The sequence below is a fragment of the Pseudomonas lactis genome (assembly GCF_001439845.1).
Classification (GTDB): Bacteria; Pseudomonadota; Gammaproteobacteria; order Pseudomonadales; family Pseudomonadaceae; genus Aquipseudomonas; species Aquipseudomonas lactis.
This window is the reverse complement of record NZ_JYLO01000023.1, coordinates 1-21,309: the sequence shown is the minus strand read 5'-3', so window position 1 is coordinate 21,309 and position 21,309 is coordinate 1. Positions and strand designations below refer to the sequence as shown.

Genomic DNA, 21,309 nt, shown 5'->3' with positions numbered 1-21,309 from the left:
GCACAGCAAATGTCTGATCCCCAATTCAACGCACTGGCCGGCCAAGTAAGTGCAATTAGCGCCCAGATTCAATCCGAGCAGTGTGCGCGGATGGTTGCGGATGAGGCATTGGCGTCTCGTGTAACGGCAAGCGAAGCAGCTATAGCGGCGGTGAAGCTTCAAGTAGACGTGGAGGCGTTGAACAAGTTTGGCGATAACATCCTGCTGGAGCGCCGTCTGGGTGCTATTGAAAAGGCGCAAGTAGGGCATATCCGGTCCACTAACTTTGTACCTGGTGTGTCCGGCTGGAAGCTCAACCACGATGGCAGTTTCGAGATCAATTCCTGCGTACTCGGCGACGCAGCTAAAGCTCCAGATCGCCAGACGGTATCGGTAGAGGTCGCGAGTTGGAGCAAGTACGACTTGCCCAAGAACGCCGCCAATCTGCTCCAGTTCATGGCGGCAGAGCTGCAAAAGGTTCCTGAGGAGTACCGGCACACTGCTGAGTTCGAAGAGTTCGATGCTATTTACGGCGCCGAATCCTTCAATGCTCGCCTGTTCCTGAGCTACTCCCGCCTCGAAACCGAGGAAGAACTGGCGGATCGCCTGGAGAAGGCGAAGGTGGCCGGCACCCACATCCGCATCAAGGACGGCGTGATCTCGGTAAGCCATGACGGAGTGCTTCGGTACCGGTTCGGCAACCTGGATGCACCTGAGCAGCCTCAGCCATTCAAGGTTGATGAAGGCAAGACCTACATCAACGACACTTTCCTCCACGATGGCGCGATCACCAGCGCAAAGATCGGCCCGAGCTGGTCGTTGAAGATGCAGGAAGGCGTAAATGGCCTGTGCGCTGCGGGTGTCGGCCTTGGCCTGATTGTCGATCCTGCGCGTTTTAGCCTCACGAAGAACGGCCAGACCGGGATTGAGAAGGCAATCACCGATGGTGATGCCAGCAAGATCCTCGAATTGCTGGCTGGCAAGATCGACGAGACTGAACTGGGCAGGAACCTTAAAGAGCAGATTGACCTGCTGGGTTGTAGCTTCGCCGAAAAGGTCAAGAAAGTGATCCGCACCGAGCTCAAACCGGGCGGCCTGCTACACCGCTCCAGCTAACCCATTCCCTCACTCCCAACCCGGGAGGATATCGAGATGAACCCGATGCCTGAGAAAAACCCCGACTTCTGGGCCCAGGTCTGGCTGGTCCTCTCGACCCCATTGTGGCAGGGCGCAATCATGGCCTTCACGATCACGCTGTTGCGCGTGCTGTACGACGCCAAAGAGCCGAACTACTGGCGCACCTTGTTCGAGGCGCTGCTGTGTGGGGCCTTGAGCCTGTCAGCCAGCAGCATCATCGAGTGGATGGAATGGCCGCCGAGCTTGTCGGTGGCTGCTGGTGGTGCCATTGGTTTCATTGGTGTGACAGCAATTCGTGACCTGATCATCAGGTTCCTGGGCAGAAAGGCGGACTCAGCATGAAGGCGATAGCAGTGGCAATCATCGTCGCCCTGGTTGGCCTGTTGCTCGTCGGCATCCAGCAGATGCGTGTCGAGGATCTGCGCGCAGAGAAGCGCATTGAATCCCAGGCCAAGGATGAGGCGGTCAAGGCCAACAACGAAAGCCAGGCCACCATCACCACGCTGCGCGCCGAAGCACTTCGCAACGCGGCGTATACCGCAGACCTGGCCCAGCGCATCAAGGCCAGTGAGAAGAAAGCCGAGAAGGCGAGGAAAGACTTTGAAGAACTCAAGCGCAACAGCAAGCCTGTTCGTGACTGGGCTGCTCAGCCTCTTCCTGACGGCCTGCGCGGCAAAGCCGGCGGTAGTAACAAAGACCCAGGCCGTAAGGATCGAAGCCCCTGAGCTGATCCCGTGCGAGCGGGTAGACCAGGATGAAGCAGACCTTCGCTTCAATGGCGATGTGTGGGAGCTGAAGGATAAGGCCATCAAGTTGCTGGATACCTGCGCTGACCAGGTGGACGCTCAGATCGTCCGCAGCCAGAGCAAGTAATCCGCGCCACGTTTTCGAATGCGCCAAATCGTGGCGCGCATAAAGGACCACACCATGAGCACAGTAAGCGCCGAGTACTACCAGATCAAAGGGTTGGTCAGCGATATGCCAGCCGATGAGCGTGCCGAGGTTGCACGCGTAGAGGCGTTGGTTGTTGAACTGGCCATGTCATCGAAGCCGGCCGCGCTTGGCGTGATACTGGCTTCGATCAAGTTATCACTGGAAGGGTGATGGCTCGAATCAAGACCTTGGGCAATAGGGTCAGCACTCAAGGCAACAGGTTGGCAACTGCTGCCCCAGGCTCATGGCGTACCGGAAAGACCACGTCCAGTCAGCGTGGCTACAACTACGAGTGGCAGAAGGCTCGGCTGGTCCACCTCAATGACAACCCGCTCTGTGTGTACTGCGATCGCGAGGGAAGGGTGACAGCGGCCAACACGGTTGACCACGTCATTCCTCATCGAGGCGATATGACGCTGTTCTGGGACCGGACCAACTGGATGAGCCTGTGCGGCACCTGCCACTCCTCGAAGAAGCAGCGCGAGGAAACGCAGGGCGCCTGAGTCGATCTGTAGCACGTCACTCGCACCTTGAGGCACGCAAACTCCCCGATCTGAGACCCGGGGGCGGTCAAAATATGGGGATCGACTTTTCCCCAGACCACTCCCCCTCTCACGCGCACTTTTTTTCCCCTTTTGAGGTTTTTTGTTAATGGCGTTAACACCCAAACAGCGCGCCTTTGTTGCCGCCGTGAAGGGTGGCGCCTCCAACAAAGATGCAGCGATAGTCGCAGGCTACGCGGCTTCCAGCGCATCGGTCGCCGGTTCCAGGCTGGCCAAGCACCCCAATGTGATGGCTGCCTTGGCCCAGACTGGTATTAACAAAATTGTTAAACCCTCCATGGCGAAGGCGTCAGCCCCGAAAGAGCCCGAATCGGCACCGGATGAGCCGGAAGAGGCCGGCTTCGATTTGGCTCAGGCACTTCGTCATTCCGACCCGAAAGACTTTCTTCTGGCTGTGATGAACGACTTCGGCAGTGACGCAAAGCTGCGAGTCGATGCAGCCAAGGCTCTCATGCCGTTCGTTCACTCACGCAAAGGTGAGGCAGGTAAAAAGGACTCAGCCAAGGAGGCTGCCGAAAAGGCTGCAACGGGCCGCTTTGGAGTTCGCCAGCCACCAAAGCTCACAGCGCTCAAGGGTGGTAAGTGATGGAATGGACTACCGCATGCCCAGACTGGGAGCGTCGGATCGTCGCCAAAGAGTCACTGATCCCTCAGGGAGCACTGTTCCCTGATCAGGCTGCTGAAGCTCTTGAGGTCTTCGGCTCGCTCAGAATGGTCGACGCCACCGGCAGCCCTTTGATGAGCGAGACAGTTCGCGATTGGGTGAATGAGTTCGTCGCTGCCATCTTCGGCGCATACGATCCAGACGAAGGTCGGCGCATGATCAGCGAGTTCATGCTGCTGATCAGCAAGAAGAACGGTAAATCGACCATCGCCGCCGGCATTATGCTGACGGCCTTGATTTTGAACTGGAGGCCGTCAGGCGAGTTCATCATCCTGGCCCCGACCAAGGAGATCGCCGATAACTCCTTCCTGCCGATCAGGGACATGATCAAGGCGGATGAGCAACTGGATGCACTGTTCCATATCCAGAACAACACCAGGCTGGTCACCCACCGGGAGACGAAAGCAACGCTGAAGGTCGTAGCGGCTGACAACGACACGGTGTCAGGCAAGAAAGCGATTGGCATCTTTATCGATGAGCTTTGGGTGTTCGGTAAACGCCATGGCGCCGAGGCAATGCTTCGGGAAGCTACGGGTGGTCTCGCCTCCAGGCCCGAAGGCTTCATCATCTACGCCACGACTCAGTCCGACGAGCCACCAGCTGGTGTGTTCAGACAGAAGCTTCTGTATGCCCGCAAGGTTCGGGACGGCGAGATTCAAGACCGGTCCTTCCTTCCAGTGCTGTACGAGTTTCCCAAGGCGATGTTGGATGCTGGCGCGCACCGCGACTTCACGAACGCTTATGTCACCAACCCGAATTTGGGCCTGTCGGTGGACGAACCGTTCCTTGAGCGCGGCTACGCCCAGGCCCAACTCGACGGCGAAGAGTCCTTCCGTGGATTTCTCGCCAAACACCTGAACGTTGAAATCGGCTTGTCGCTCAAGTCGGATCGCTGGGCCGGCGCTGAGTTCTGGGAGGTTCAGGCGGCACCGGAGGGTTTGACCTTCGAACAGTTGATTGACCGGTGCGAGGTTGTCGATGTCGGCATTGATGGTGGCGGTCTGGATGACTTGCTCGGCTTTGCTGCTGCCGGTCGCGACAAGCTCACCCGGCAGTGGCTGCTCTGGACACACGCGTGGGCTCACCCATCCGTGCTGGAGCGGCGCAAGAGCGAGGCGCCACGCTTCCGTGACTTCGCCAGCAACGGCGACCTGACCCTGGTCGAAACCATCGGTGATGACGTGCAAGACGTTGCTGAGCTGGTCGCCAGAGTCGAAGCGGCCGGCTTGCTCGACAAGGTCGGGGTCGACCCGTCAGGCATCGGTGCCATTCTCGACGCGCTCGCCGAGGCCGGGATTCCGGAAGACAAAATCATCGGCATCAGCCAAGGCTGGAAGCTGAACGGCGCAATCAAGACCACGGAGCGAAAGCTCGCCGAGGGCGGCCTGGTCCATGGTGGACAACCAATGATGGCTTGGTGTTGCGGCAACGCCCGGGTGGTACCCGCCGGCAACGCCATCTTGATCACCAAGCAGGCGTCGGGCCTGGCGAAGATCGACCCGTTGATGGCGGCCTTCAACGCCATCTCGCTGCTGTCGCTCAATCCTCAAGCCCAAAGCGGGCTCGACAATTACCTGGCTGATGGGTTCTTCGGACTCATCGGCTCGAACTCATAGGCTGAATATGGCATCTCGTTGGTACAACCCGCTGTCATGGCGCATGTTCGGCTACACCGATCCGGCGACGGGCAACTATGTCGAAGTCGACCTTGAGGTTGGTGGAAAAACCACCAAGGCGGGGATCAAGGTAACGACCAAAACTGCGCTTTCAATCAGCATGGTCTGGTCGTGCGTGAAAATTCTTTCCGAATCGCTGAGCGGCCTCCCGCTGAAACTTTACGAAGATGGCAGCGAAGGCCGAAAGCAGGTCGAAAAAAATGATGGGGCGATGAAGTTGCTCCAAAAACCAAACCCATACATGACAATGCTGAACTTCCTCAAGTTCGTGGTCGTGAACATGGCGCTGCGCGGCAATGCGTTCGCCTTGATCGAAAGGAACAGGCACGGCGACCCGATAGGGCTTGTGCCGCTGGATTGGCGGACCGTAAAGATCGACACCGAGGACGATCTCATCTACTGGGTCACACCCGATGAGGGAGAACCTTACCCGGTGTCTCCTGAGCACATGCTCCACTTCAAGCTATTCAGTCTGGACGGTGTGGTCGGCCTTTCGCCTATTGAGCACCAAGCCGAAACCATGGGGCTTGCCAAGGCTGGCCAGCAATGGTCGGCGCGGTTCATGCGCAAGGGCGGTTTCACCGGCGGGTACGTGATCTACGACCAATTCCTGACCAAGGCCCAGCAAGCCCAGGTGATGGAGAAGTTCCCGGACGTGCGCAAGGCTGACGCCGACGACATTGGGAAAATGGCCATCCTGCAGGGCGGACCGAAGATTGAGGCTGCCGGCATCACACAGAAAGATGCGCAGTTCATTGAGTCCCAGCAATTCCAGGAAGAGGCGTTAGCCGGAATCTATGGCGTGCCTCTATGGCTGGCCAACCGCGCCGGTAAGACCTCGATCATGGGCTCTAACCTTGAGCAGCAGCTCACCGGGTTCATCACCTTCGGACTCAAGCCCTACATCGACGTGGTGGAGGACGAACTCAACGACAAGATCTACCGGACCAAATCGCGCTTCGTCGAGTTTGCTGTCGAAGGTCTGCTGCGCGCTGACAGCGCAGGTCGGTCCACCTACTACGGCAGTGCGCTCGGCGGTTCTGGTGGGTCTGGATGGATGACCATCAACGAAGTCCGCGTGAAAGAAAACCTGCCTCCCCTGGAAGGCGACGAATACAACCGGGTCACCCGGTGGGAGATGGATAAAAATGGCGAATCTTGAAGTTCCGTTTGAGCTCAAGGCCGTTGACGAAGCCGGCAACTTCGAGGGCTACGCCGCGGTATTTAACAACGTGGATCTGGGCGATGACGTGATCATGCCTGGCGCCTTCACGAGAGTGAAGGCAACCCGTAGCGGCAAGCTAAAGCTCGCTCTCTATCACGACCTTACGAGACTGGTAGGCGCTGCCGACTATACCCAGGACGATCATGGCCTTCTATTGAAAGGGAGGGTCAACCTCAACGTCAGCTACGCCCGCGACGCCTACGAACTGATGAAGGCGGAAATCCTCGACAGTATGTCGATCGGCTTCAACACCATCAAGGCAGATTTCGAGGACCGCGCCGGTCGGCGTGTTCGCCTCATTAAGGAGGCCGAGCTTTGGGAAGCCTCCTTTGTACCGTTCGGCATGAACCCTGAGGCTCAAGTCCTCAGCGTCAAGTCGGACATTAGGCTTTTCGAGAAGGCCCTGCGCGAACGCATGGGTCTCTCGCAGAAGGAAGCGGCGGCAGTCGCTTCGCTCGGCTATACCGCGCTACGCCGTGATGGCGGGAGCGAGGCCACGGCGATCGTGGATGAGCTGAAAGACATTTCCAACCTGTTCACCCACCATTTCGGAGTATCGCCATGAGCGAAGTGAAAGAGCTGAAAGAATCCCTTGATCAGCAACTGAAAAGCGGATTCGAGGGCCTGCAAAAGAAATACGATGCCGCCATGGACGAAGTCCAGAAAGGCAACAAGGTCACCGGCGACCTGAAGAAGCAGATCGAGGACCAAAAGGGCGACTTGCAAAAAGTCATCGACCAGGTACAGGACCTGGAGCAGAAGGGTGTCAAGTTGCGCGGTGGCCCGGGCGAGGGCAAATCGTTCATCGACATGATCAAGAGCGATGACAGCTATAAGTCGCTGTCTTCGAACTCGGCGAACCGCGCCGAGATCGAGGTCACCAAGTCCGATCTGGCCGCAATGAAGGAGGTGAAGGTCACCAGTGCTGGTATTGTTGCGCCGATTTACGACCCGATCATCCAGCCGGGTATTCGCCAGGAACTGCGTATCCGTGACCTGCTCACCGCGATCCCGGTTACCGGGCAGAGCTACACTTACTTCCGCGAACTGCTGCACACCCGTGGTGCAGGTCCGGTAGCAGAAGGTGGCACCAAACCTACCAGCGACGTGACTTTCGAGCCGGTAACTGACCGGGTCAAAAAGATTGCGGTATGGATGCCGGTAACCGAAGAGGCTTTGGCAGACGTACCCCAGATGCAGGGGTACATCCAGGAGTTGCTGCGCTACGACCTCAAGCTGGAAGAAGAAAATCAAATCCTGAAGGGCGACGGCACTGGCGAGAACCTGAATGGCCTCATGACCCAGGCTACCGTCTACGACAACACTCTGACCAAGGCTGGCGACACCTCGATCGACATCGTACGTCGTGGCATCTACCAGGTTCGTAAGCAGTCCAAGTTGTCGGCCGATGGCGTCGTGATGAGTGAACTCGACTGGATGAACATTGAGCTGCAGAAAGACGGTGAAAACCGCTATCTGTTCGCCAATCTTCAGGGTCTGGTTACCCCAATCCTCTGGGGACGCCCGGTCATCACCTCGGACAGCATGGACGAGGGTGATGCGGACGCCGGCGGTGAATTCCTGATCGCCAACTTCGCCCGTGCTGCAATCCTCTTCGACCGTATGACCTACCTGTTCAAGATGGGTCTGATCAACGATATGTTCATCAAGAACATGATGGCGTTGCTGGCTGAAGAGCGTCTGGGCCTCGGCGTGCGCCGCAAGGAAGCTTTGGTTAAAGGCAACTTTCCGAAGTAAGCCTGAACCGCACATAACCATCAAAACGCCGGCGTGAAGTCGGCTTTTTTGTTTTTGGAGGCAGCATGAAAATCAAAGCTTTATGGGGCTTCACGGGCAGCGCCGATCTGCTTAAGGCCGAGTCATCCAGGGTGAAGCGCGGACAGGTCTTCGATGAGGCCGACGACGAATACGCTTACACGCTGCTCGGCAAAGGCCTGGTCGAGGAAATCGGTGCTGACGGCAAGTCCAAGGCGACTAAGCCCAAGGATTCGAAGCCGGCCGCGCCGAAAGAGAACAAGTAAATGATCGACCTGGCGCGCGTGAAGCTGCACCTCAGGGTGGATGACGATGAGGAAGACTCTCTCATCGGCGGATACATTGAGGCCGCCAAGTCCCATGTGGCCATGCATTGCGACAGGGAGTTGGTCGAGGGTGACCCGGTTGAGCCTGACCAGATGGCGATCACCCCAGACGTAGAACAGGCCATCCTGCTGCTGGTTGGCCATTGGTTTGCAAACCGCGAAGGCGTGGCGATGGGCACCATATCAACCACCGTACCGCTGGCTGTTGAGCGGTTGCTCATGTACAGGAAGCGTTACTGATGAGAGCCGGCCCAATGCGTCACCGCTGCATGCGCCGTGGCTACATCGACGGCAAGGATGCCCTCGGCCAGCCCTCGAAGGTTTGGGGTGACCTGGGCAAGCTCTGGGCGGAGATCAACATTCCCTCCGGTCGCATGTACGAGGCTGCGTCACAGATGCAGGTCACGGTCACTGCCGAGATCAACATCCGCTACCGCAAGGACGTGGTGGCGGGCCAGCACCTGGTGCACGACGGCACTACTTACGAAATCATCGCGCCGCTGGCCACTAACCAGCGCGACATGCTGAAACTCATGTGCAAAACGGTGAAGCCAAAATGAGCAACGGATCGTTGACGGTACTGGGGCTTGGTGAGTTGCAGGCCGATTTCGAGCGCCTGACCAAGTCAGTGGGCAACAAAATTGCCAGGGATGCAGTTATGGCTGGTGCCAGGGTGGCCAGGGACAAGGCCCGAAGTACTGCACCAGTTCGCACGGGAAAATTGAAGAAAAACATCATTGCGGTCAGCGTGAAACAGGCTGACACGCCTGGCGGCGCTACTGCCGGTATTCGCGTAAAAAATCCAACGGGCAAACAATCCAAGGCGCTCAAGCGTCCGGGCAAAAAAGGGCGCACCTCGAAAACGGATTACGAATCACCGTTCTACTGGAAGTTCCTGGAACTGGGCACATCGAAGATGCAGGCCCATCCATTCATTCGACCATCTTGGGACGGCAGCCTGCCTCAGATCGAAAAGGCCGTTGCCGACAAGCTGGCCGAAGGCATCGACAACGCCATCACCCGGTAACCCCAATGATTGAGAAATCCCTCATCGACAGGCTTTCGCCTCTGGTCGACGGGCGAGTGTACTTCGGCGTTGCGCCGGTGGACGCCGCCCAGCCACGCCTGGTGATTCAAACGGTAGGCACCACCACCGGTTTCACACTCGCCGGCTGGGATGGCTCCACCGACCTCACTATTCAGCTCGACGCATGGGGGGAGAGCTTCCTCGAGGCGCTCACGCTTGCTGGCCTGGCCTTTGCCGCGATGACCACGGATGACGCTGACTTCACCACCGGCAGCGCAGACCGCCTGGCGGATGTGTTCGAGAACGACACCAAACTTTTCAGCGTGAGCTGGGAATACACCCTGCAACCATAGGAGGCCACATGGCCGTTCAAACTCCAACGAAAGCGAAGTTCGTCAAAACGCAGGGCACGGCTCTCAGCGTTTCCAAAGCCACCACGCTCGACCCCAAGGCGGTCGGCATTGAATGGGCCGATCTGTCCGTAACGATCAAACAACCGCAGTTCCAGGGTGGACAGTCGGATGAAATCGAAGTAACGGTGCTCGCCAGTGAGGCGAAAGAGTTTACCGTAGGCCTGGCCGACAACGGCACCTTCAGCATGTCCGGCAACTGGAAGGCCGACGACGAAGCACAGACCGTGCTGCGTACCGCTCGTGACGATGGTGAGCCGCGCGCTTTCAAATCGCTGTTCAAGGACGGCTCGTCTTCGAGCTTCCTCGGCCTGGTGACCCAGTTCACCTGGGACGCCGCGCCAAACGGCACCGTTAACGGCACGTTCAACGTGCGTATCACTGGCGCCGTATCCTTCGACCTGCCGGTGGTGCCGTAATGGCCCGGGCAAAAAACGGCGCCGTGCCTGATCTGCGCTCCATGGCACTGGATCCGATGCGCAACTTCAAGCATGAGCGCCTCACCATCGACGAGTGGGAGGGCGCCCAGGTGGTGGTCAGGGCGTTGAGCGCTGGTGACTGGGTTGAGTATCGCCGCCGCGCCGCTTTGGCGGTTGCTGAGGCCCGTCAGGATGCTGGGCTTCCGGCTCAGTCTCCTGCCGCCGATAGTGATGACGAGGCGCCGCTGGAGCCGCGGGTGGAGATTCATTCCTCGCCGCTCTATGCATTCGTCCTGGTGCGGGCCTTGCTTGATGAGAACAATGCTCGAGTATTCCAAGACGAGGACGTGCCTTCCGTAGCTGATGCCTTCAGCCCAGTGCATGACCGGCTCGTCGGCAAGGTTTTTGAACTGAGTGGCGTAGCGGCCGGCGCTGGCGCGCAAGACCCGGTGGATGCCGCGGGAAACGACTGACGGAGGAGCCGGAGTTGGCGTTTATGCTGACTCTTGCCCTCCGGCTTGGCATGACGCTCCAGGACCTGCGCTCACGGATGAGCGCGGAGGAGCTGTTCCTCTGGATGGCCTATAACCAGGAGTCTCCGCTAAGCGACACCCGCGGCGATATCCAGGCCTCGATCATTGCTGCTTCGGTGTTCCAGGCCCAGGGTGCAAAAGTTTCTGCTGTGGACCTGATGCCTAAGTGGAAGGATGAGGCGGCTGCGGTGGTTGATGAGGCGGCCCAGGCTGAGGAGGGGGTAGAAATGTTCAAGGCTTTCCTGATGGTCAAGGCCGAGGAGGGCTAGGCCGCAGGATGAGGCTCGTTTTTCTCCGCTGTGCGGTGATAGAGTCGCTCGCTCAACAAAGGAGGTGGCGAGTGACTTTTATTTTATGGATTGTGACAGCGTTGATAGTTTTTTTTGCAATCGGCCTTTGCCGTGAGTTTGCGAAAACTACCGGGTCTGAGCGGTTATTGCGCTGGACGCTTGGCATTAGCGCCGCAATTATCGGGGGGATGTGGTGGGCATATCTATCTTGGGCTGGCAGTCCAAATAGAGAGGTTGAGCGCGCACAGAAAGATTGTGATGACACGACAATGGCTTATGTCATGTCTCAAAACTTCGTAAAGCAACGCCTGAAGGCTCCCGGGTCAGCTGAATTCCCATATCTGAATGGCAGGGACGTTGTTTCCGCATCTGATCATAAATGCACGTTTTATGTGTCTGCGTATGTGGACTCTCAGAATGGGTTCGGGGCGAGTATACGGACCTACTACAAAGCCACGATGACCTATGACAGGAACGAAAAGTTATGGCGAGCCCCCGAGCTAGTCATTGAGTAACCATGAAAACCCGCCTCGGCGGGTTTTTTAATGTCTGGAGAAAAGCATGGCAGGGCAAACACTTCGCTCTTTGATCGTAAGCGTTTCCGCTGAAACAAGTGCGTATCAACGCGAAATGGCCCGCGCTAGTCGCATGGGGCAGAGCTATCTCAGGACCATCACTTCTGGGAATAGGGATGCAACCAGTTCGTGGCGCTCGCAGGAAGCAGCCGTTCGCGCCCAGGGTGCGGCTATGCAATCCCTTACATCCACAGTGGGCAGCTACGCAGCGGCGATGGCTGGGGCGCTGGCGGTTGGCAATGTGATCCACCAAGCCGACGCCTGGAACCAAGTAAACGCCCGACTGAAGCAGGCCACGACCGGCACGGAAGACTTTGCAGTTAGCCAGAAATCGCTTTTTGAGCTCAGTCAGAGGACTGGTACGTCATTTGCGGATAACGCTGGTTTGTTCAGTCGCTCAGCATCATCGATGCGTGAGTTCGGATATTCCACCTCAGACGTTCTGGGAGTGACTGAGGCCCTTTCTGTGGGGCTGCAGGTTTCTGGTGCAAGCTCTACGGAGGCATCCTCAGCTATCACGCAATTCGCTCAAGCACTGGCCCAAGGGGTACTCAGGGGGGAGGAGTTCAACTCGATCGCCGATAGTGGTGATCGAGTCCTGCGGGCGCTCGCTGCGGGAATGGGTGTCGCCAGGAGTGAGCTCAAAGCCATGGCCGACAAGGGCCTTATAACCATAGATAAGCTTGTACCTGCGCTGATCGGCCAACTCGGCGTTTTGAATGCTGAGTTCAAGGCAATGCCGCCCTCCGTAAGTCGGTCGACTACAGCACTGACAAATGCTTTTCAGGCCTGGATTGGCGGGGCTGACACTGCAACTGGCAGCACTGCGGTGCTTTCTGGCGCAATTGATCTTGTCGCTAAGAACATGGATGTCCTGGCCGCATCGGCCTTAACCGCAGGCGCTGCCTATGTCGGGTTGAAGTCTGGCGAACTAATTAAGGGGTTGCGTGACCAAGTCAGCGCTTTGCGCGAAGCTCGATCCGCTGAAATTGGCCGGACTACTGCTCAGCTTGATGCGGCCACCGCTGCCGCCCGGCGCACTGCCGCAGAGGTAGTCGCCGCAGAGTCGCAGGTTGCCGCGACCAGGTTTACCGATGCCCATACAGCTGCACTCAGTCGCCTGCGCCTGGCCAGGCTTGCGGATACACAAGCGACAGCCGCGCAAACTGCTGCGCAGGCCGCGCAAACGGCTGCGACGTCGCTGGCTGGTCGTGCCGGATCCGCGCTTCTTGGGGTAATGGGTGGTCCAGTCGGGCTAGCTGTTACTGCTGGAGCAGTGGCTGCCAGCTATCTGCTGTTTCGGGACAACAGCGACAAGGCTCGGCAGGCCACCGTCGATCTCAAGCGACCTGTAGAGGAGTTGCGCAAAGAGTTCGCTGCGCTCGGCAAAGAGCAGGCCAGGTACAAGCTTGATGGAGTGATTCAGCAGCAAGCCGACGCCCAAGTGGCGGCGCAAAAAGCACTGCGCGAGATCCGCGCTGCCGCTCAAGCCAATGACAAATGGGGCGATACCTACTCCGCCAACCCATTCCAGCGCGACCGGGCGGTAACGGACTTTAATCGCCGCATTGCCGGCGGCCAGAGTATTGACTCGGCAAGCCAGCAACTGGTCGCAGCAATCGGCCCAAACGAGGAGATGACCAAGGCTATTAATGCTTCTGCATCCGCGTACGGCGAAGCTATCAAAGCCTCGGGCGATTACGGCGACGTCGCCAATATGCTCACCGCCCGCCTGAACGATGTGGCCACCGCTGCCGGCCAGGCTGGCGCCGGGCTGAAAAAAATTGCGGGGCCCGACAAGAAGACTATTGAGGGCTGGAACACCTACACGAAAACCCTCGTTGAGCGCTTGAACTCCGTCAGGGATGGGGGCGACCTGGTTGGCGAGGTGAACCGGAGGATTGAACGGGAGGGCGTTGACCCCGGTACTGCCGAGGGCTGGCGCATCCTAGCCGGCGCGATCAAGGGTTCTGAAACGGCGGCCAAGGCTTCTGAGGAGGCCCAACAAAAAGCCAAGAAAGCCTCGGAGGATATCCAGCGGCAAGCTGAGCAGCTCAACAATGCATACAAGCAAACCCTGGACAACCTTACCCAGCAGGTCGCGCTTTACGGTGAGACTACCGAGATAGGGCGCCTTCGCTACGAGCTCACGACCGGCGAGCTTTCGAAGCTGTCTGAAAAGAACAAGGTCATGCTTCAGGGCAAGGCCATCGAGCTCGATGCGCTAAATGCCAGAAAGGCCTATGACGGCCTGATGTCTAGCCTTCAAACCAAAGAGCAAGCCCTGCTCGAAACGACGAAAGAACGGATGCAGGTGCTGGAAACTGCCAACCGTGCCGGCAAGCTATCGTCGGACGACTATCGCGCTGGCGCTGATGCCATCTCGAAAGCCACGGTTACTGAGGCGCCGGAGTTCGGCGGCATCGACTCCTCGGTAGGTGGACCCTCCGGGGAGCTTGTAAAGATCGCCGAGGCTGAAGCAGCGCTCAAAAAGTGGCACGACAAGCAGCTGTCCATGCAGGCAGATCTGCGCGATCAGATCCTGGCCGACCAGCAAAGCACCAACGAGCAGAAGCTTGCCGCCGAGCAGCAGTACCTGGACCGAGTCGTCGAGATCAATCAAACGAACCAGGCGCGGCTTTCGGACATTCAGGGCGCCTACAAAGTAGCCGTGATCGGCACCTTCAGTGAGTTGTCTGGCCAGGCCGCCGACATGGTTGGCAAGATCGCTGGCGAGCAGTCCGGCGCGTACAAAGCATTGTTTGTGGCGCAGAAGGCGTTCGCGGTGGCGTCGATCATCATGAACGCCCAGATAGCTGCAGCGAAAGCACCGGCGGAACTGACCATCTTGGGTGGTATCCCGGTCGGCGCGGCGCTGCTTGCTGCGGGCTATGCCAATGCGGGCATGGTCGCCGGCATGGCGCTGGCCGGCTTCTCTGAGGGGGGCTATACCGGCCCCGGTGGCAAGTTTGAGCCGAAGGGGGTAGTTCACGGCGGCGAGGTCGTCATCCGCAAGGAAGTGGTCGATCAGCCCGGGATGAAGGATTACCTCATCGGCCTGAACCGTAGCGGTAAGCCGGGTTATGCAACCGGCGGATTTGTCGGAAGCCCAGGCATCTCGCCGGCCTTCACCGCTCCATCTGTCGCAGCCGCCGGCTCAGGATCGGCGCCGGAGATCCACTTGCACATCAATGGCGACGGATCTGGCGGGGCGGTCAACGCTCCGGAAGGCTATGAGCAAATGGGTCTGGCGCTGCTGGCCACCGCTCGTTCCGAGATGCCAAAGATCGCCCGGCAGGTGATTCAGCAAGAGAAAGGCCAGAACGGCTTGCTTGATCCAAACAATCGGAGAAACAGCTGATGGCAGAGGTATTCAACTGGTCGCCCCGGGTTGGCTCATCCGGTGACGACCAGCCTGATGTGCTTGAGTCGAAGTTCGGCAACGGCTACAGCCAGCGTTTATCGGTCGGAATAAACAATGTCGCTGGCGCCTACACCGTTTCCTTTACGGGCGGGGAGGCTTACATCAAGCCGATCCGGGAGTTCTTCAAGCGGCACAAGGGGGCAAATCACTTTCTGTGGACCCCGCCGCTTGAAGTTCAGGGCGCGTTCATCACCACCGGAGGCTGGCAGCTGCAAACCCACGGGAACAAGAAGTACACCCTTAGCACCACCTTTCAGCAGGTATTCAATCCATGATCACGTTGGACGACCAGAAGCTTGAGCCTGGCGCGATTATCCAGTTGATCGAACTGGACGGTGAAGCGCGCGGTATGGGCATCTTGCGGTACCACGCACACCAACAGTCCACCCCGATCATCTGGAAGGGTGAGACATACCTGCCCAGGCCTTACGAAACGGGCGGCTTTGGGCGCAGCGTTGAGGGCAACAACTCCACGCCCATGCTGAAGATCAGCAATATTGACGGAACGATTACAGCGCTATGCCGGCGCTTCCAGGGGATGAGCGGGGTCAAGCTGACGGTTCGGCAGACCTACGTCAAATACCTAGACCCTGCGAATTTCCCAGAGGGCAACCCGACGGCCAGCACCATGGAAAGGCTCGACATCTCCTATATCAACCAGGTCACCAGCCTGTTGCGTGAAGAGGTGGTGTTTTCGTTGGCCCCTCCGACTGCTGTTAAAGGCCAGAGGTTGCCGGGCGGCCTGATCATGAACCGGTGCGAATGGTGCCTTTGGGGTGAGTACCGCGGCCCGGACTGCAACTACACCGGGATCAAGATGTTCGACCTCGACGGCAACCCGGTGGACGACCCGGCGCTGGATCGCTGCGGTGGCCGGCCGAGTGATTGCGAATTACGTTTTGGCAAGGGCAACCCCTTGTCGTTCGGTGGCGCACCAGGCGCCGCGCTCATCGGATAAGCAAACCATGAACAAAGTGATGTTGAAACAAATTCAAGCGCACGCTGCGGCGGAGTTTCCGAAGGAAAGCTGCGGCGTGGTGATCCGTGAGGCCGGGCGGCTGAAGTACGTTCCATGCCGCAACGATGCCAAGACGCCGAGCGAGCACTTCATCATCAACCCCGAGGACAAGTGTGACGCTGAGGACCGCGGCGAGGTGACGATGATCATTCATTCTCATCCCGACGTCCCGCCCATCCCGAGCATGACCGATCGTGTCAGTTGCGAATTGCACGAAAAGCCGTGGGGCATCGTGAGCTGGCCATCTGGCGAGTACTTCGAGTTCAAGCCTGATGGTTACCAGGCCCCGCTGGTTGGACGAGAGTTCGGCCATGGTCTGCTGGACTGCTATGCGCTGTGCCGCGACTACTACGAACGCGAACATGGGATAGAGCTGCCGAACTATCCGCGCAGGGATGGCTGGTGGAACGATGGTGAGAGCCTCTACGAGAAGTACTACGAGGAAGCCGGGTTCTATCCGGTCTCGATGCCGCGCAAGGGCGACATGATCGTCATGCAGATCAACGCCGCTGCACCGAACCATGCAGGAATCTATCTGGGTGACGGTTTGCTGACCAGCGCCCCGGAACTACACCCGGCCCCGGGCACCTTCCTGCATCACCGCTACAACAAGAAATCCACCCGCGACGTTTACGGCGGCATGTGGGCCGATTACACCGTGCTGATTCTTCGGCACCAACGAGTGCCGGAGGTGGGCTGATGGCAATGAGAACAACGGTTAACCCGCAGCCCTTGGTGGTGCTGGTGATGCTTTATGGTGTGCTTGGCGCCCGGTTCGGTCGCGTTCACCACCTGGCCGTAGCGTCATGCGCTGAGGCGATTCATGCGTTGTGCGTGAAGATCCCCGGCTTCAGACGGTTCTTGCGCTTTTCGGAAGAGCGCGGCCTGACCTACGCAGTGTTCCGCGGGAAGAAGAACCTGAGCGATACCGAGATTGGAATGCGCCAGGACACCGTTGAGCCGATCCGTATTGCGCCAATTGTGATTGGCAGCAAGGGAGGCGGCTTGTTCGCCACCATTGCCGGTCTCGCCCTGGTGGTGGTCGGCGCGATAACCCAGCAGTACTACCTGGTGGCAGCTGGTGCCGGCTTGATGATCGGCGGTATCGCCATGAGTATGTCTCCGTCACCGGTGGGCGTGCTGGACAAAGAGGGCGATGGCAACAGGCCGTCCTATGCGTTCGGCGGCGCCGTCACCACCACGGCCCAGGGCCGCTGCAAACCACTTCTGTATGGCGAACGCGATATCGGCGGCGCCCTCATCTCGGCTGGCGTCTTTTCGGAAGATCAGCAGTAAGGAAAACCCATGTCCAAAATCGCAACAGCGCCTGCTGCAAAGCCTCGGCGCCGGCCTACTGCTGCCCGCGTTTTGGGCGCCAAGGGGGGCGAGCAGAAGCCATACACGCCCTACAAGGCACCCGATACTGCGCTTTCTGTTGCCACTGTAAAATTGCTCTATGCCTTGAGTGAGGGCCCAATCGTCGGACTGGTCGATGATAAGAAGTCGGTAAAACTCAACGGCACGCCGCTGGTCTCGCCTGACGGTAGCGAGAACTTTCCCGGTACCGTTTGGGATTTCCGCCCGGGCACTGTGGACCAAGAACACATCCCAGGTTTTCCGGCCATTGAGAACGAGGCGTCCCAGGGGCTGCCGGTTGTGCTGAAGTCGGATAACGCCTGGACGCGCGCGATCACTGATCAGCAGTTGTCTGCTGTGCGCATCCGGTTGTCCTGGCCGCAAATTTGGCAGGTCAAGACGAATGGCGATCAGATCGGCTACCGCATCGACTACGCCATTGATCTTTCCGTAGATGGTGGAAGCTATCAAACGGTTTTGTCAGCGACCCTGGACGACAAGGGGACGACTGAATACGAGCGCACCCATCGAATCGATCTCCCTGAGGGCTTTACCAGCGCGTTGGTGCGCGTACGTCGGCTCACGCCCAACCGCAACGACTCCAATTTTGCGGACCTGATGCGTATCAAAGGATTGACGGAGGTAATCGACAAAAAACTGCGCTATCCGAACCTGGCGCTGGGCGGCCTGCAGTTCGATGCGAAGCAATTTCAGGACACGCCGAAGGCCAGCTTCCTGATGCGCGGCCGCATTGTGCAGGTGCCGACCAACTACAACCCGGAGACACGAACCTATACAGGTGACTGGAACGGCACTTTTAAGCTTGCCTACACCAACAACCCTGTTTGGGTTTGGCGCGACCTGCTGTTGCACCGTCGCTATGGCCTGGGCCGTCGTATCACCGCCGACATGGTGGACCATTGGACGCTGTACGAGATCGGTCGCTATTGCGATGTAATGGTTCCAGATGGGAAGGGCGGCATGCAGCCGCGCATGACAACCAACGTCTACATTCAGGATTCAGTTGAGGGCTACGCACTCCTTTCGGACTTGGCCAGCGTGTTCCGTGGGAGCAGTTGCTGGAACGGTTCCCAGGTCACCATGGTGGCGGACATTCCCGGCAACGAGGACGGCTACGTCTTCACGCGCTCGAACATCATCGGTGAATTTGAGTACGTCTCTGCGGCGCTTCCTGATCGCCATACACGGGCGAAGGTGGCCTGGGACAATCCTGAAAATGAGTTCAAGACACAGCCGGCCCCAGTTACCAATGAAGAGTTGATCGGCGAGCTTGGGCACCGGATGCTGGATATCTCACGCTTCGGCTGCACCGTGGAAGGGGAAGCAATCCGCCACGGCATTTGGGCGCTTAAGTCGGAGCAGTATGAGGAGTGGTCGGTAAGCTTCACCGCCGGCATGGAGGGCCGCAACGTCGAGCCCGGCCAGATTATCTGCGTAGCTGATGAGATGTTCTCTGGCCGTGCAAATGGTGGGCGCATCAGTGCCGCGACCAGGCGCGTGATCACGCTCGACATCGACGCCGAAGTGCACGAAGAGGATCGGCTGATCCTCAACCTGCCCAGCGGCAAGTCCGAAGGGCGCATTGTGAAGTCGGTCTCCGGCCGCCTGGTCACCGTCATGGCGGACTATTCGGAACTCCCAGAGCCGGAGTGCAGCTGGTCCGTGGAAAGCGCTGACCTGGCCGTGATGCGCTTTCGTGTACAGACCATCGAGCCGCAAGGGCTGCACCAGTTCAAGATAGCGGCCACTCAACATGAGCCGCTGAAGTACCAGGCAATCGACACGGGTGCACGGATTGACCCGCAGCCGACGAGCATCATTCCCCCCGGGGTGATGTCTCCGCCGGAGAACATCGGCATTGAGGCGCGCAGCGTCGTGTCGCAGGGCATTGCTGTAACCAGCATGCGTATTACTTGGGATTCGGTGCCGGGGGCTATTGCGTACAACGTCGAGTGGCGCAAGGACAGCGGTAACTGGATCCGCTTGCCGCGCACCGGGAATCTCGGCGCGGACGTTGAGGGCATTTACAGCGGCCGCTACGTTGCGCGCGTCAGTTCGGTCAACGCCATGGACGTGGCCTCTATCTGGGGTACTAGCTCTGAGGTAGTACTTACCGGCAAAACCGGCCTGCCGCCGGCGGTGTCGTTCCTGACCACCACCAGCGAACTGTTCGGGATCAGCATCAAGTGGGGTTTCCCTGCTGGCGCTGAGGATACCCAGCGCACCGAGCTTTGGTATGGTCCGGCGAATGACCTGCAGGCCGCAACGAAGCTGGCAGACCTGGCATATCCGCAGGCCGACTATCGTATGCAGTCCCTGCTGGCGGGCGCGACGTTGTTCTTCTGGGCACGCCTGGTGGACCGTACCGGCAACATCGGTCCGTTCTATCCAGTGGTGAATGGGGTGATGGGCCAGGCCAGCTCGGATGCTGGGCCGATCCTCGAGCAGATCAAAGGGCAGATCGACGAGACGTCCCTGGGGCAACTGCTCAACGAGCGCATCAACCTTATCGACGGCAACGGCCCGGGCTCGGTCAACGGACGCATCGAAGCGGCCAAGGATGAGTTGGAAGGGCTGATTGACCAGATCGTCGACGCGCTTGAGTACGACCCTGCAAAGGCGTACGCGCTCAACGAGATCGTGCGCATGGGCCAGCACCTGTATCAAGCGAAAGGCCCGGTACCGGCGAATAATCCTCCACCGAACGCGAGCTACTGGACCGATATCGGCACTGTAGCCCAGACGGTAGATGCGTTGGCCACCCAGGTACAGCAGAACAGCGCGACCATTACGCAGCATGGCCAGGACATCACCGCCCAGGCTTCGCAGCTCAATGCGGTGAAGGTCACTGTCAACGACCCGGTCACCGGCGTGAATGCCACAGCCAGCGGGTTAAGCACCCTCAAGGCCACGGTAACCACGCTCGACGGTAAGGTCACCACCACGGCGCAGCGGGTTGACGGCATCTACTTGCAGGTCAATCCACCGCTTCAGGGTGATGACACGGCACTGATCGGTTCGGACGAGAAATACGTTGGTGTCTGGTCTGTTCAGTCAGCCCTGATCGAGGGCGACCTGGTGCAGGGGCAGCGAACCGACACAGTGGAAGTGAAGGTGGCCACAAACGCCGCTGCGGTTGTCTCCGAGCAAACCGCGCGTATCAACGCCGATGGGTCTCTCTCTACGCGGATTGATACCGTCACGGCACAGACGGCAAGCAATGCCGCAGCAGTGCAGGGCGAAATAACTGCGAGGACGAATGCTGATCAGGCGCTTGGCCAGCGGATCGACACTGTTCAAACGACGGTTGGCGGCAACACTCTCGCAATCCAGACCAACGCTACGGCCATTCAAACGGTCGATGGCAAGGTCACGGCGAACTGGTCGGTGCGGATGCAGTACGAGACCGCCAGCGGCCTCTATAAGTATGCAGGTATAGGGCTTGGCCTGGAAAACGGTCCAGGCGGGCTGCAGTCGCAGTTCATCATCGACGCGGACAGGTTCGCCATCGGCCAGGCCGGATCGGTTCCGTTCGCAGTCCAGGGCGGGCAGACCTTCATCAAGTCAGCGTTCATCCAGGACGGCACAATCACAAACGCCAAGATCGGTAACTACATCCAGTCGAACAACTATGACCCAGGCAAGACGGGCTGGAAGCTTTTCTTCGACGGGACCTTTGAAATCAATAGCTCATTGGGAACTGGGCAGGCTCGCCAAGTAATAAACAATGCTGGCGGCAAGGTATTCGATGCCGGCGGAATTAAGCGCTATCAATGGGGAGATCTTAACGCATGAGTTTCGGCGCGAGGGTGTGGGGTCCTACTGGTGTGCTGGAGCTTGATGAGACCTCATTTACCGTGGGGGTTACGTATTCGGCTTTGGTGCCAAAGAGTGCCGGTAGATACGTTGATATTGCGGTTCCTGGCGTCGAGCCGACAAAGTATTCAGCGGTTTGCG

The 21,309-nt window shown here is 58.7% G+C and carries 24 protein-coding genes; all 24 read left to right on the top strand.

Annotated features, from left to right (window positions below):
• Nucleotides 1–9: 9 nt before the first annotated feature.
• The 24 genes from TX24_RS29080 (at nt 10) to TX24_RS28960 (ending at nt 21,147) form a co-directional block, all read left to right on the top strand.
• The gene (locus TX24_RS29080) at nt 10–1,095 is read left to right on the top strand and encodes a phage tail tip fiber protein (protein ID WP_244175953.1); all 1,086 of its coding nucleotides are present in this window, start codon (nt 10–12) and stop codon (nt 1,093–1,095) included.
• A 36-nt stretch (nt 1,096–1,131) separates the two neighbouring features.
• Nucleotides 1,132–1,458, top strand: coding sequence for a phage holin, lambda family (locus TX24_RS29075; protein ID WP_057711979.1), 327 nt, complete (start codon nt 1,132–1,134; stop codon nt 1,456–1,458).
• The gene (locus tag TX24_RS29070; RefSeq protein ID WP_057711978.1) at nt 1,455–1,841 is read left to right on the top strand and encodes a hypothetical protein; all 387 of its coding nucleotides are present in this window, start codon (nt 1,455–1,457) and stop codon (nt 1,839–1,841) included. The genes TX24_RS29075 and TX24_RS29070 overlap by 4 nt, the downstream gene beginning before the upstream one ends.
• Nucleotides 1,842–2,043: 202 nt before the next feature.
• Nucleotides 2,044–2,220 (top strand): hypothetical protein, encoded by a 177-nt coding sequence (locus TX24_RS32235; protein WP_167348436.1) that lies wholly within the window; start codon nt 2,044–2,046, stop codon nt 2,218–2,220.
• Nucleotides 2,220–2,552, top strand: a complete 333-nt coding sequence (locus TX24_RS29060; protein WP_057711976.1) for an HNH endonuclease — start codon at nt 2,220–2,222, stop codon at nt 2,550–2,552. Before TX24_RS32235 ends, TX24_RS29060 begins: the two co-directional genes overlap by 1 nt.
• Nucleotides 2,553–2,700: 148 nt before the next feature.
• A complete protein-coding gene (locus TX24_RS29055; protein ID WP_057711975.1) occupies nt 2,701–3,198 on the top strand; it encodes a terminase small subunit in 498 nt (165 codons plus the stop codon).
• Nucleotides 3,198–4,892 carry a terminase large subunit gene (locus TX24_RS29050; protein WP_057711974.1) on the top strand — a complete coding sequence of 565 codons (1,695 nt, stop codon included), beginning with the start codon at nt 3,198–3,200 and terminating at the stop codon, nt 4,890–4,892. Before TX24_RS29055 ends, TX24_RS29050 begins: the two co-directional genes overlap by 1 nt.
• Nucleotides 4,893–4,899: 7 nt before the next feature.
• A complete protein-coding gene (locus TX24_RS29045) occupies nt 4,900–6,114 on the top strand; it encodes a phage portal protein (protein ID WP_057711973.1) in 1,215 nt (404 codons plus the stop codon).
• Nucleotides 6,101–6,742: an HK97 family phage prohead protease gene (locus TX24_RS29040; RefSeq protein ID WP_057711972.1), complete on the top strand. Its 642-nt coding sequence runs from the start codon at nt 6,101–6,103 to the stop codon at nt 6,740–6,742. The genes TX24_RS29045 and TX24_RS29040 overlap by 14 nt, the downstream gene beginning before the upstream one ends.
• A complete protein-coding gene (locus tag TX24_RS29035; RefSeq protein ID WP_057711971.1) occupies nt 6,739–7,935 on the top strand; it encodes a phage major capsid protein in 1,197 nt (398 codons plus the stop codon). Before TX24_RS29040 ends, TX24_RS29035 begins: the two co-directional genes overlap by 4 nt.
• Nucleotides 7,936–8,000: 65 nt before the next feature.
• Nucleotides 8,001–8,219 carry a hypothetical protein gene (locus tag TX24_RS29030; protein ID WP_057711970.1) on the top strand — a complete coding sequence of 73 codons (219 nt, stop codon included), beginning with the start codon at nt 8,001–8,003 and terminating at the stop codon, nt 8,217–8,219.
• Complete coding sequence (locus TX24_RS29025; protein ID WP_057711969.1) at nt 8,220–8,519, top strand: head-tail connector protein; 300 nt, start codon at nt 8,220–8,222, stop codon at nt 8,517–8,519.
• Nucleotides 8,519–8,839 carry a phage head closure protein gene (locus TX24_RS29020; RefSeq protein WP_057711968.1) on the top strand — a complete coding sequence of 107 codons (321 nt, stop codon included), beginning with the start codon at nt 8,519–8,521 and terminating at the stop codon, nt 8,837–8,839. The genes TX24_RS29025 and TX24_RS29020 overlap by 1 nt, the downstream gene beginning before the upstream one ends.
• Nucleotides 8,836–9,306: an HK97-gp10 family putative phage morphogenesis protein gene (locus tag TX24_RS29015; RefSeq protein ID WP_057711967.1), complete on the top strand. Its 471-nt coding sequence runs from the start codon at nt 8,836–8,838 to the stop codon at nt 9,304–9,306. Before TX24_RS29020 ends, TX24_RS29015 begins: the two co-directional genes overlap by 4 nt.
• Nucleotides 9,307–9,311: 5 nt before the next feature.
• A complete protein-coding gene (gene gp17 / locus TX24_RS29010) occupies nt 9,312–9,659 on the top strand; it encodes a tail completion protein gp17 (RefSeq protein ID WP_057711966.1) in 348 nt (115 codons plus the stop codon).
• Nucleotides 9,660–9,667: 8 nt separating this feature from the next.
• Nucleotides 9,668–10,135, top strand: coding sequence for a phage tail tube protein (locus tag TX24_RS29005; protein ID WP_057711965.1), 468 nt, complete (start codon nt 9,668–9,670; stop codon nt 10,133–10,135).
• Nucleotides 10,135–10,608, top strand: coding sequence for a phage tail assembly chaperone (locus TX24_RS29000; protein ID WP_057711964.1), 474 nt, complete (start codon nt 10,135–10,137; stop codon nt 10,606–10,608). Before TX24_RS29005 ends, TX24_RS29000 begins: the two co-directional genes overlap by 1 nt.
• A 23-nt stretch (nt 10,609–10,631) precedes the next feature.
• The gene (locus TX24_RS28995; RefSeq protein ID WP_208604739.1) at nt 10,632–10,937 is read left to right on the top strand and encodes a phage tail assembly protein T; all 306 of its coding nucleotides are present in this window, start codon (nt 10,632–10,634) and stop codon (nt 10,935–10,937) included.
• 768 nt (nt 10,938–11,705) lie between these two features.
• Nucleotides 11,706–14,894, top strand: coding sequence for a tape measure protein (locus TX24_RS28985; RefSeq protein ID WP_157255575.1), 3,189 nt, complete (start codon nt 11,706–11,708; stop codon nt 14,892–14,894).
• A complete protein-coding gene (locus TX24_RS28980; protein WP_005785361.1) occupies nt 14,894–15,232 on the top strand; it encodes a phage tail protein in 339 nt (112 codons plus the stop codon). The genes TX24_RS28985 and TX24_RS28980 overlap by 1 nt, the downstream gene beginning before the upstream one ends.
• Complete coding sequence (locus tag TX24_RS28975; RefSeq protein WP_057711962.1) at nt 15,229–15,915, top strand: phage minor tail protein L; 687 nt, start codon at nt 15,229–15,231, stop codon at nt 15,913–15,915. The genes TX24_RS28980 and TX24_RS28975 overlap by 4 nt, the downstream gene beginning before the upstream one ends.
• A gap of 7 nt (nt 15,916–15,922) precedes the next feature.
• A complete protein-coding gene (locus TX24_RS28970; protein WP_057711961.1) occupies nt 15,923–16,675 on the top strand; it encodes a C40 family peptidase in 753 nt (250 codons plus the stop codon).
• Nucleotides 16,675–17,271, top strand: a complete 597-nt coding sequence (locus TX24_RS28965; RefSeq protein WP_244175951.1) for a tail assembly protein — start codon at nt 16,675–16,677, stop codon at nt 17,269–17,271. Before TX24_RS28970 ends, TX24_RS28965 begins: the two co-directional genes overlap by 1 nt.
• A 9-nt stretch (nt 17,272–17,280) precedes the next feature.
• Nucleotides 17,281–21,147, top strand: coding sequence for a TipJ family phage tail tip protein (locus TX24_RS28960; RefSeq protein ID WP_057711960.1), 3,867 nt, complete (start codon nt 17,281–17,283; stop codon nt 21,145–21,147).
• Nucleotides 21,148–21,309 lie beyond the last annotated feature (162 nt).

Excerpts from the sequence above, each read along its gene's own strand:
- TX24_RS29080 (WP_244175953.1), top strand. The coding sequence starts at position 10 with ATGTCTGATCCCCAATTCAACGCACTGGCCGGCCAAGTAAGTGCAATT.
- TX24_RS29075 (WP_057711979.1), top strand. The coding sequence starts at position 1,132 with ATGAACCCGATGCCTGAGAAAAACCCCGACTTCTGGGCCCAGGTCTGG.
- TX24_RS29070 (WP_057711978.1), top strand. The coding sequence starts at position 1,455 with ATGAAGGCGATAGCAGTGGCAATCATCGTCGCCCTGGTTGGCCTGTTG.
- TX24_RS32235 (WP_167348436.1), top strand. The coding sequence starts at position 2,044 with ATGAGCACAGTAAGCGCCGAGTACTACCAGATCAAAGGGTTGGTCAGC.
- TX24_RS29060 (WP_057711976.1), top strand. The coding sequence starts at position 2,220 with ATGGCTCGAATCAAGACCTTGGGCAATAGGGTCAGCACTCAAGGCAAC.
- TX24_RS29055 (WP_057711975.1), top strand. The coding sequence starts at position 2,701 with ATGGCGTTAACACCCAAACAGCGCGCCTTTGTTGCCGCCGTGAAGGGT.
- TX24_RS29050 (WP_057711974.1), top strand. The coding sequence starts at position 3,198 with ATGGAATGGACTACCGCATGCCCAGACTGGGAGCGTCGGATCGTCGCC.
- TX24_RS29045 (WP_057711973.1), top strand. The coding sequence starts at position 4,900 with ATGGCATCTCGTTGGTACAACCCGCTGTCATGGCGCATGTTCGGCTAC.
- TX24_RS29040 (WP_057711972.1), top strand. The coding sequence starts at position 6,101 with ATGGCGAATCTTGAAGTTCCGTTTGAGCTCAAGGCCGTTGACGAAGCC.
- TX24_RS29035 (WP_057711971.1), top strand. The coding sequence starts at position 6,739 with ATGAGCGAAGTGAAAGAGCTGAAAGAATCCCTTGATCAGCAACTGAAA.
- TX24_RS29030 (WP_057711970.1), top strand. The coding sequence starts at position 8,001 with ATGAAAATCAAAGCTTTATGGGGCTTCACGGGCAGCGCCGATCTGCTT.
- TX24_RS29025 (WP_057711969.1), top strand. The coding sequence starts at position 8,220 with ATGATCGACCTGGCGCGCGTGAAGCTGCACCTCAGGGTGGATGACGAT.
- TX24_RS29020 (WP_057711968.1), top strand. The coding sequence starts at position 8,519 with ATGAGAGCCGGCCCAATGCGTCACCGCTGCATGCGCCGTGGCTACATC.
- TX24_RS29015 (WP_057711967.1), top strand. The coding sequence starts at position 8,836 with ATGAGCAACGGATCGTTGACGGTACTGGGGCTTGGTGAGTTGCAGGCC.
- gp17 (WP_057711966.1), top strand. The coding sequence starts at position 9,312 with ATGATTGAGAAATCCCTCATCGACAGGCTTTCGCCTCTGGTCGACGGG.
- TX24_RS29005 (WP_057711965.1), top strand. The coding sequence starts at position 9,668 with ATGGCCGTTCAAACTCCAACGAAAGCGAAGTTCGTCAAAACGCAGGGC.
- TX24_RS29000 (WP_057711964.1), top strand. The coding sequence starts at position 10,135 with ATGGCCCGGGCAAAAAACGGCGCCGTGCCTGATCTGCGCTCCATGGCA.
- TX24_RS28995 (WP_208604739.1), top strand. The coding sequence starts at position 10,632 with ATGCTGACTCTTGCCCTCCGGCTTGGCATGACGCTCCAGGACCTGCGC.
- TX24_RS28985 (WP_157255575.1), top strand. The coding sequence starts at position 11,706 with ATGCAATCCCTTACATCCACAGTGGGCAGCTACGCAGCGGCGATGGCT.
- TX24_RS28980 (WP_005785361.1), top strand. The coding sequence starts at position 14,894 with ATGGCAGAGGTATTCAACTGGTCGCCCCGGGTTGGCTCATCCGGTGAC.
- TX24_RS28975 (WP_057711962.1), top strand. The coding sequence starts at position 15,229 with ATGATCACGTTGGACGACCAGAAGCTTGAGCCTGGCGCGATTATCCAG.
- TX24_RS28970 (WP_057711961.1), top strand. The coding sequence starts at position 15,923 with ATGAACAAAGTGATGTTGAAACAAATTCAAGCGCACGCTGCGGCGGAG.
- TX24_RS28965 (WP_244175951.1), top strand. The coding sequence starts at position 16,675 with ATGGCAATGAGAACAACGGTTAACCCGCAGCCCTTGGTGGTGCTGGTG.
- TX24_RS28960 (WP_057711960.1), top strand. The coding sequence starts at position 17,281 with ATGTCCAAAATCGCAACAGCGCCTGCTGCAAAGCCTCGGCGCCGGCCT.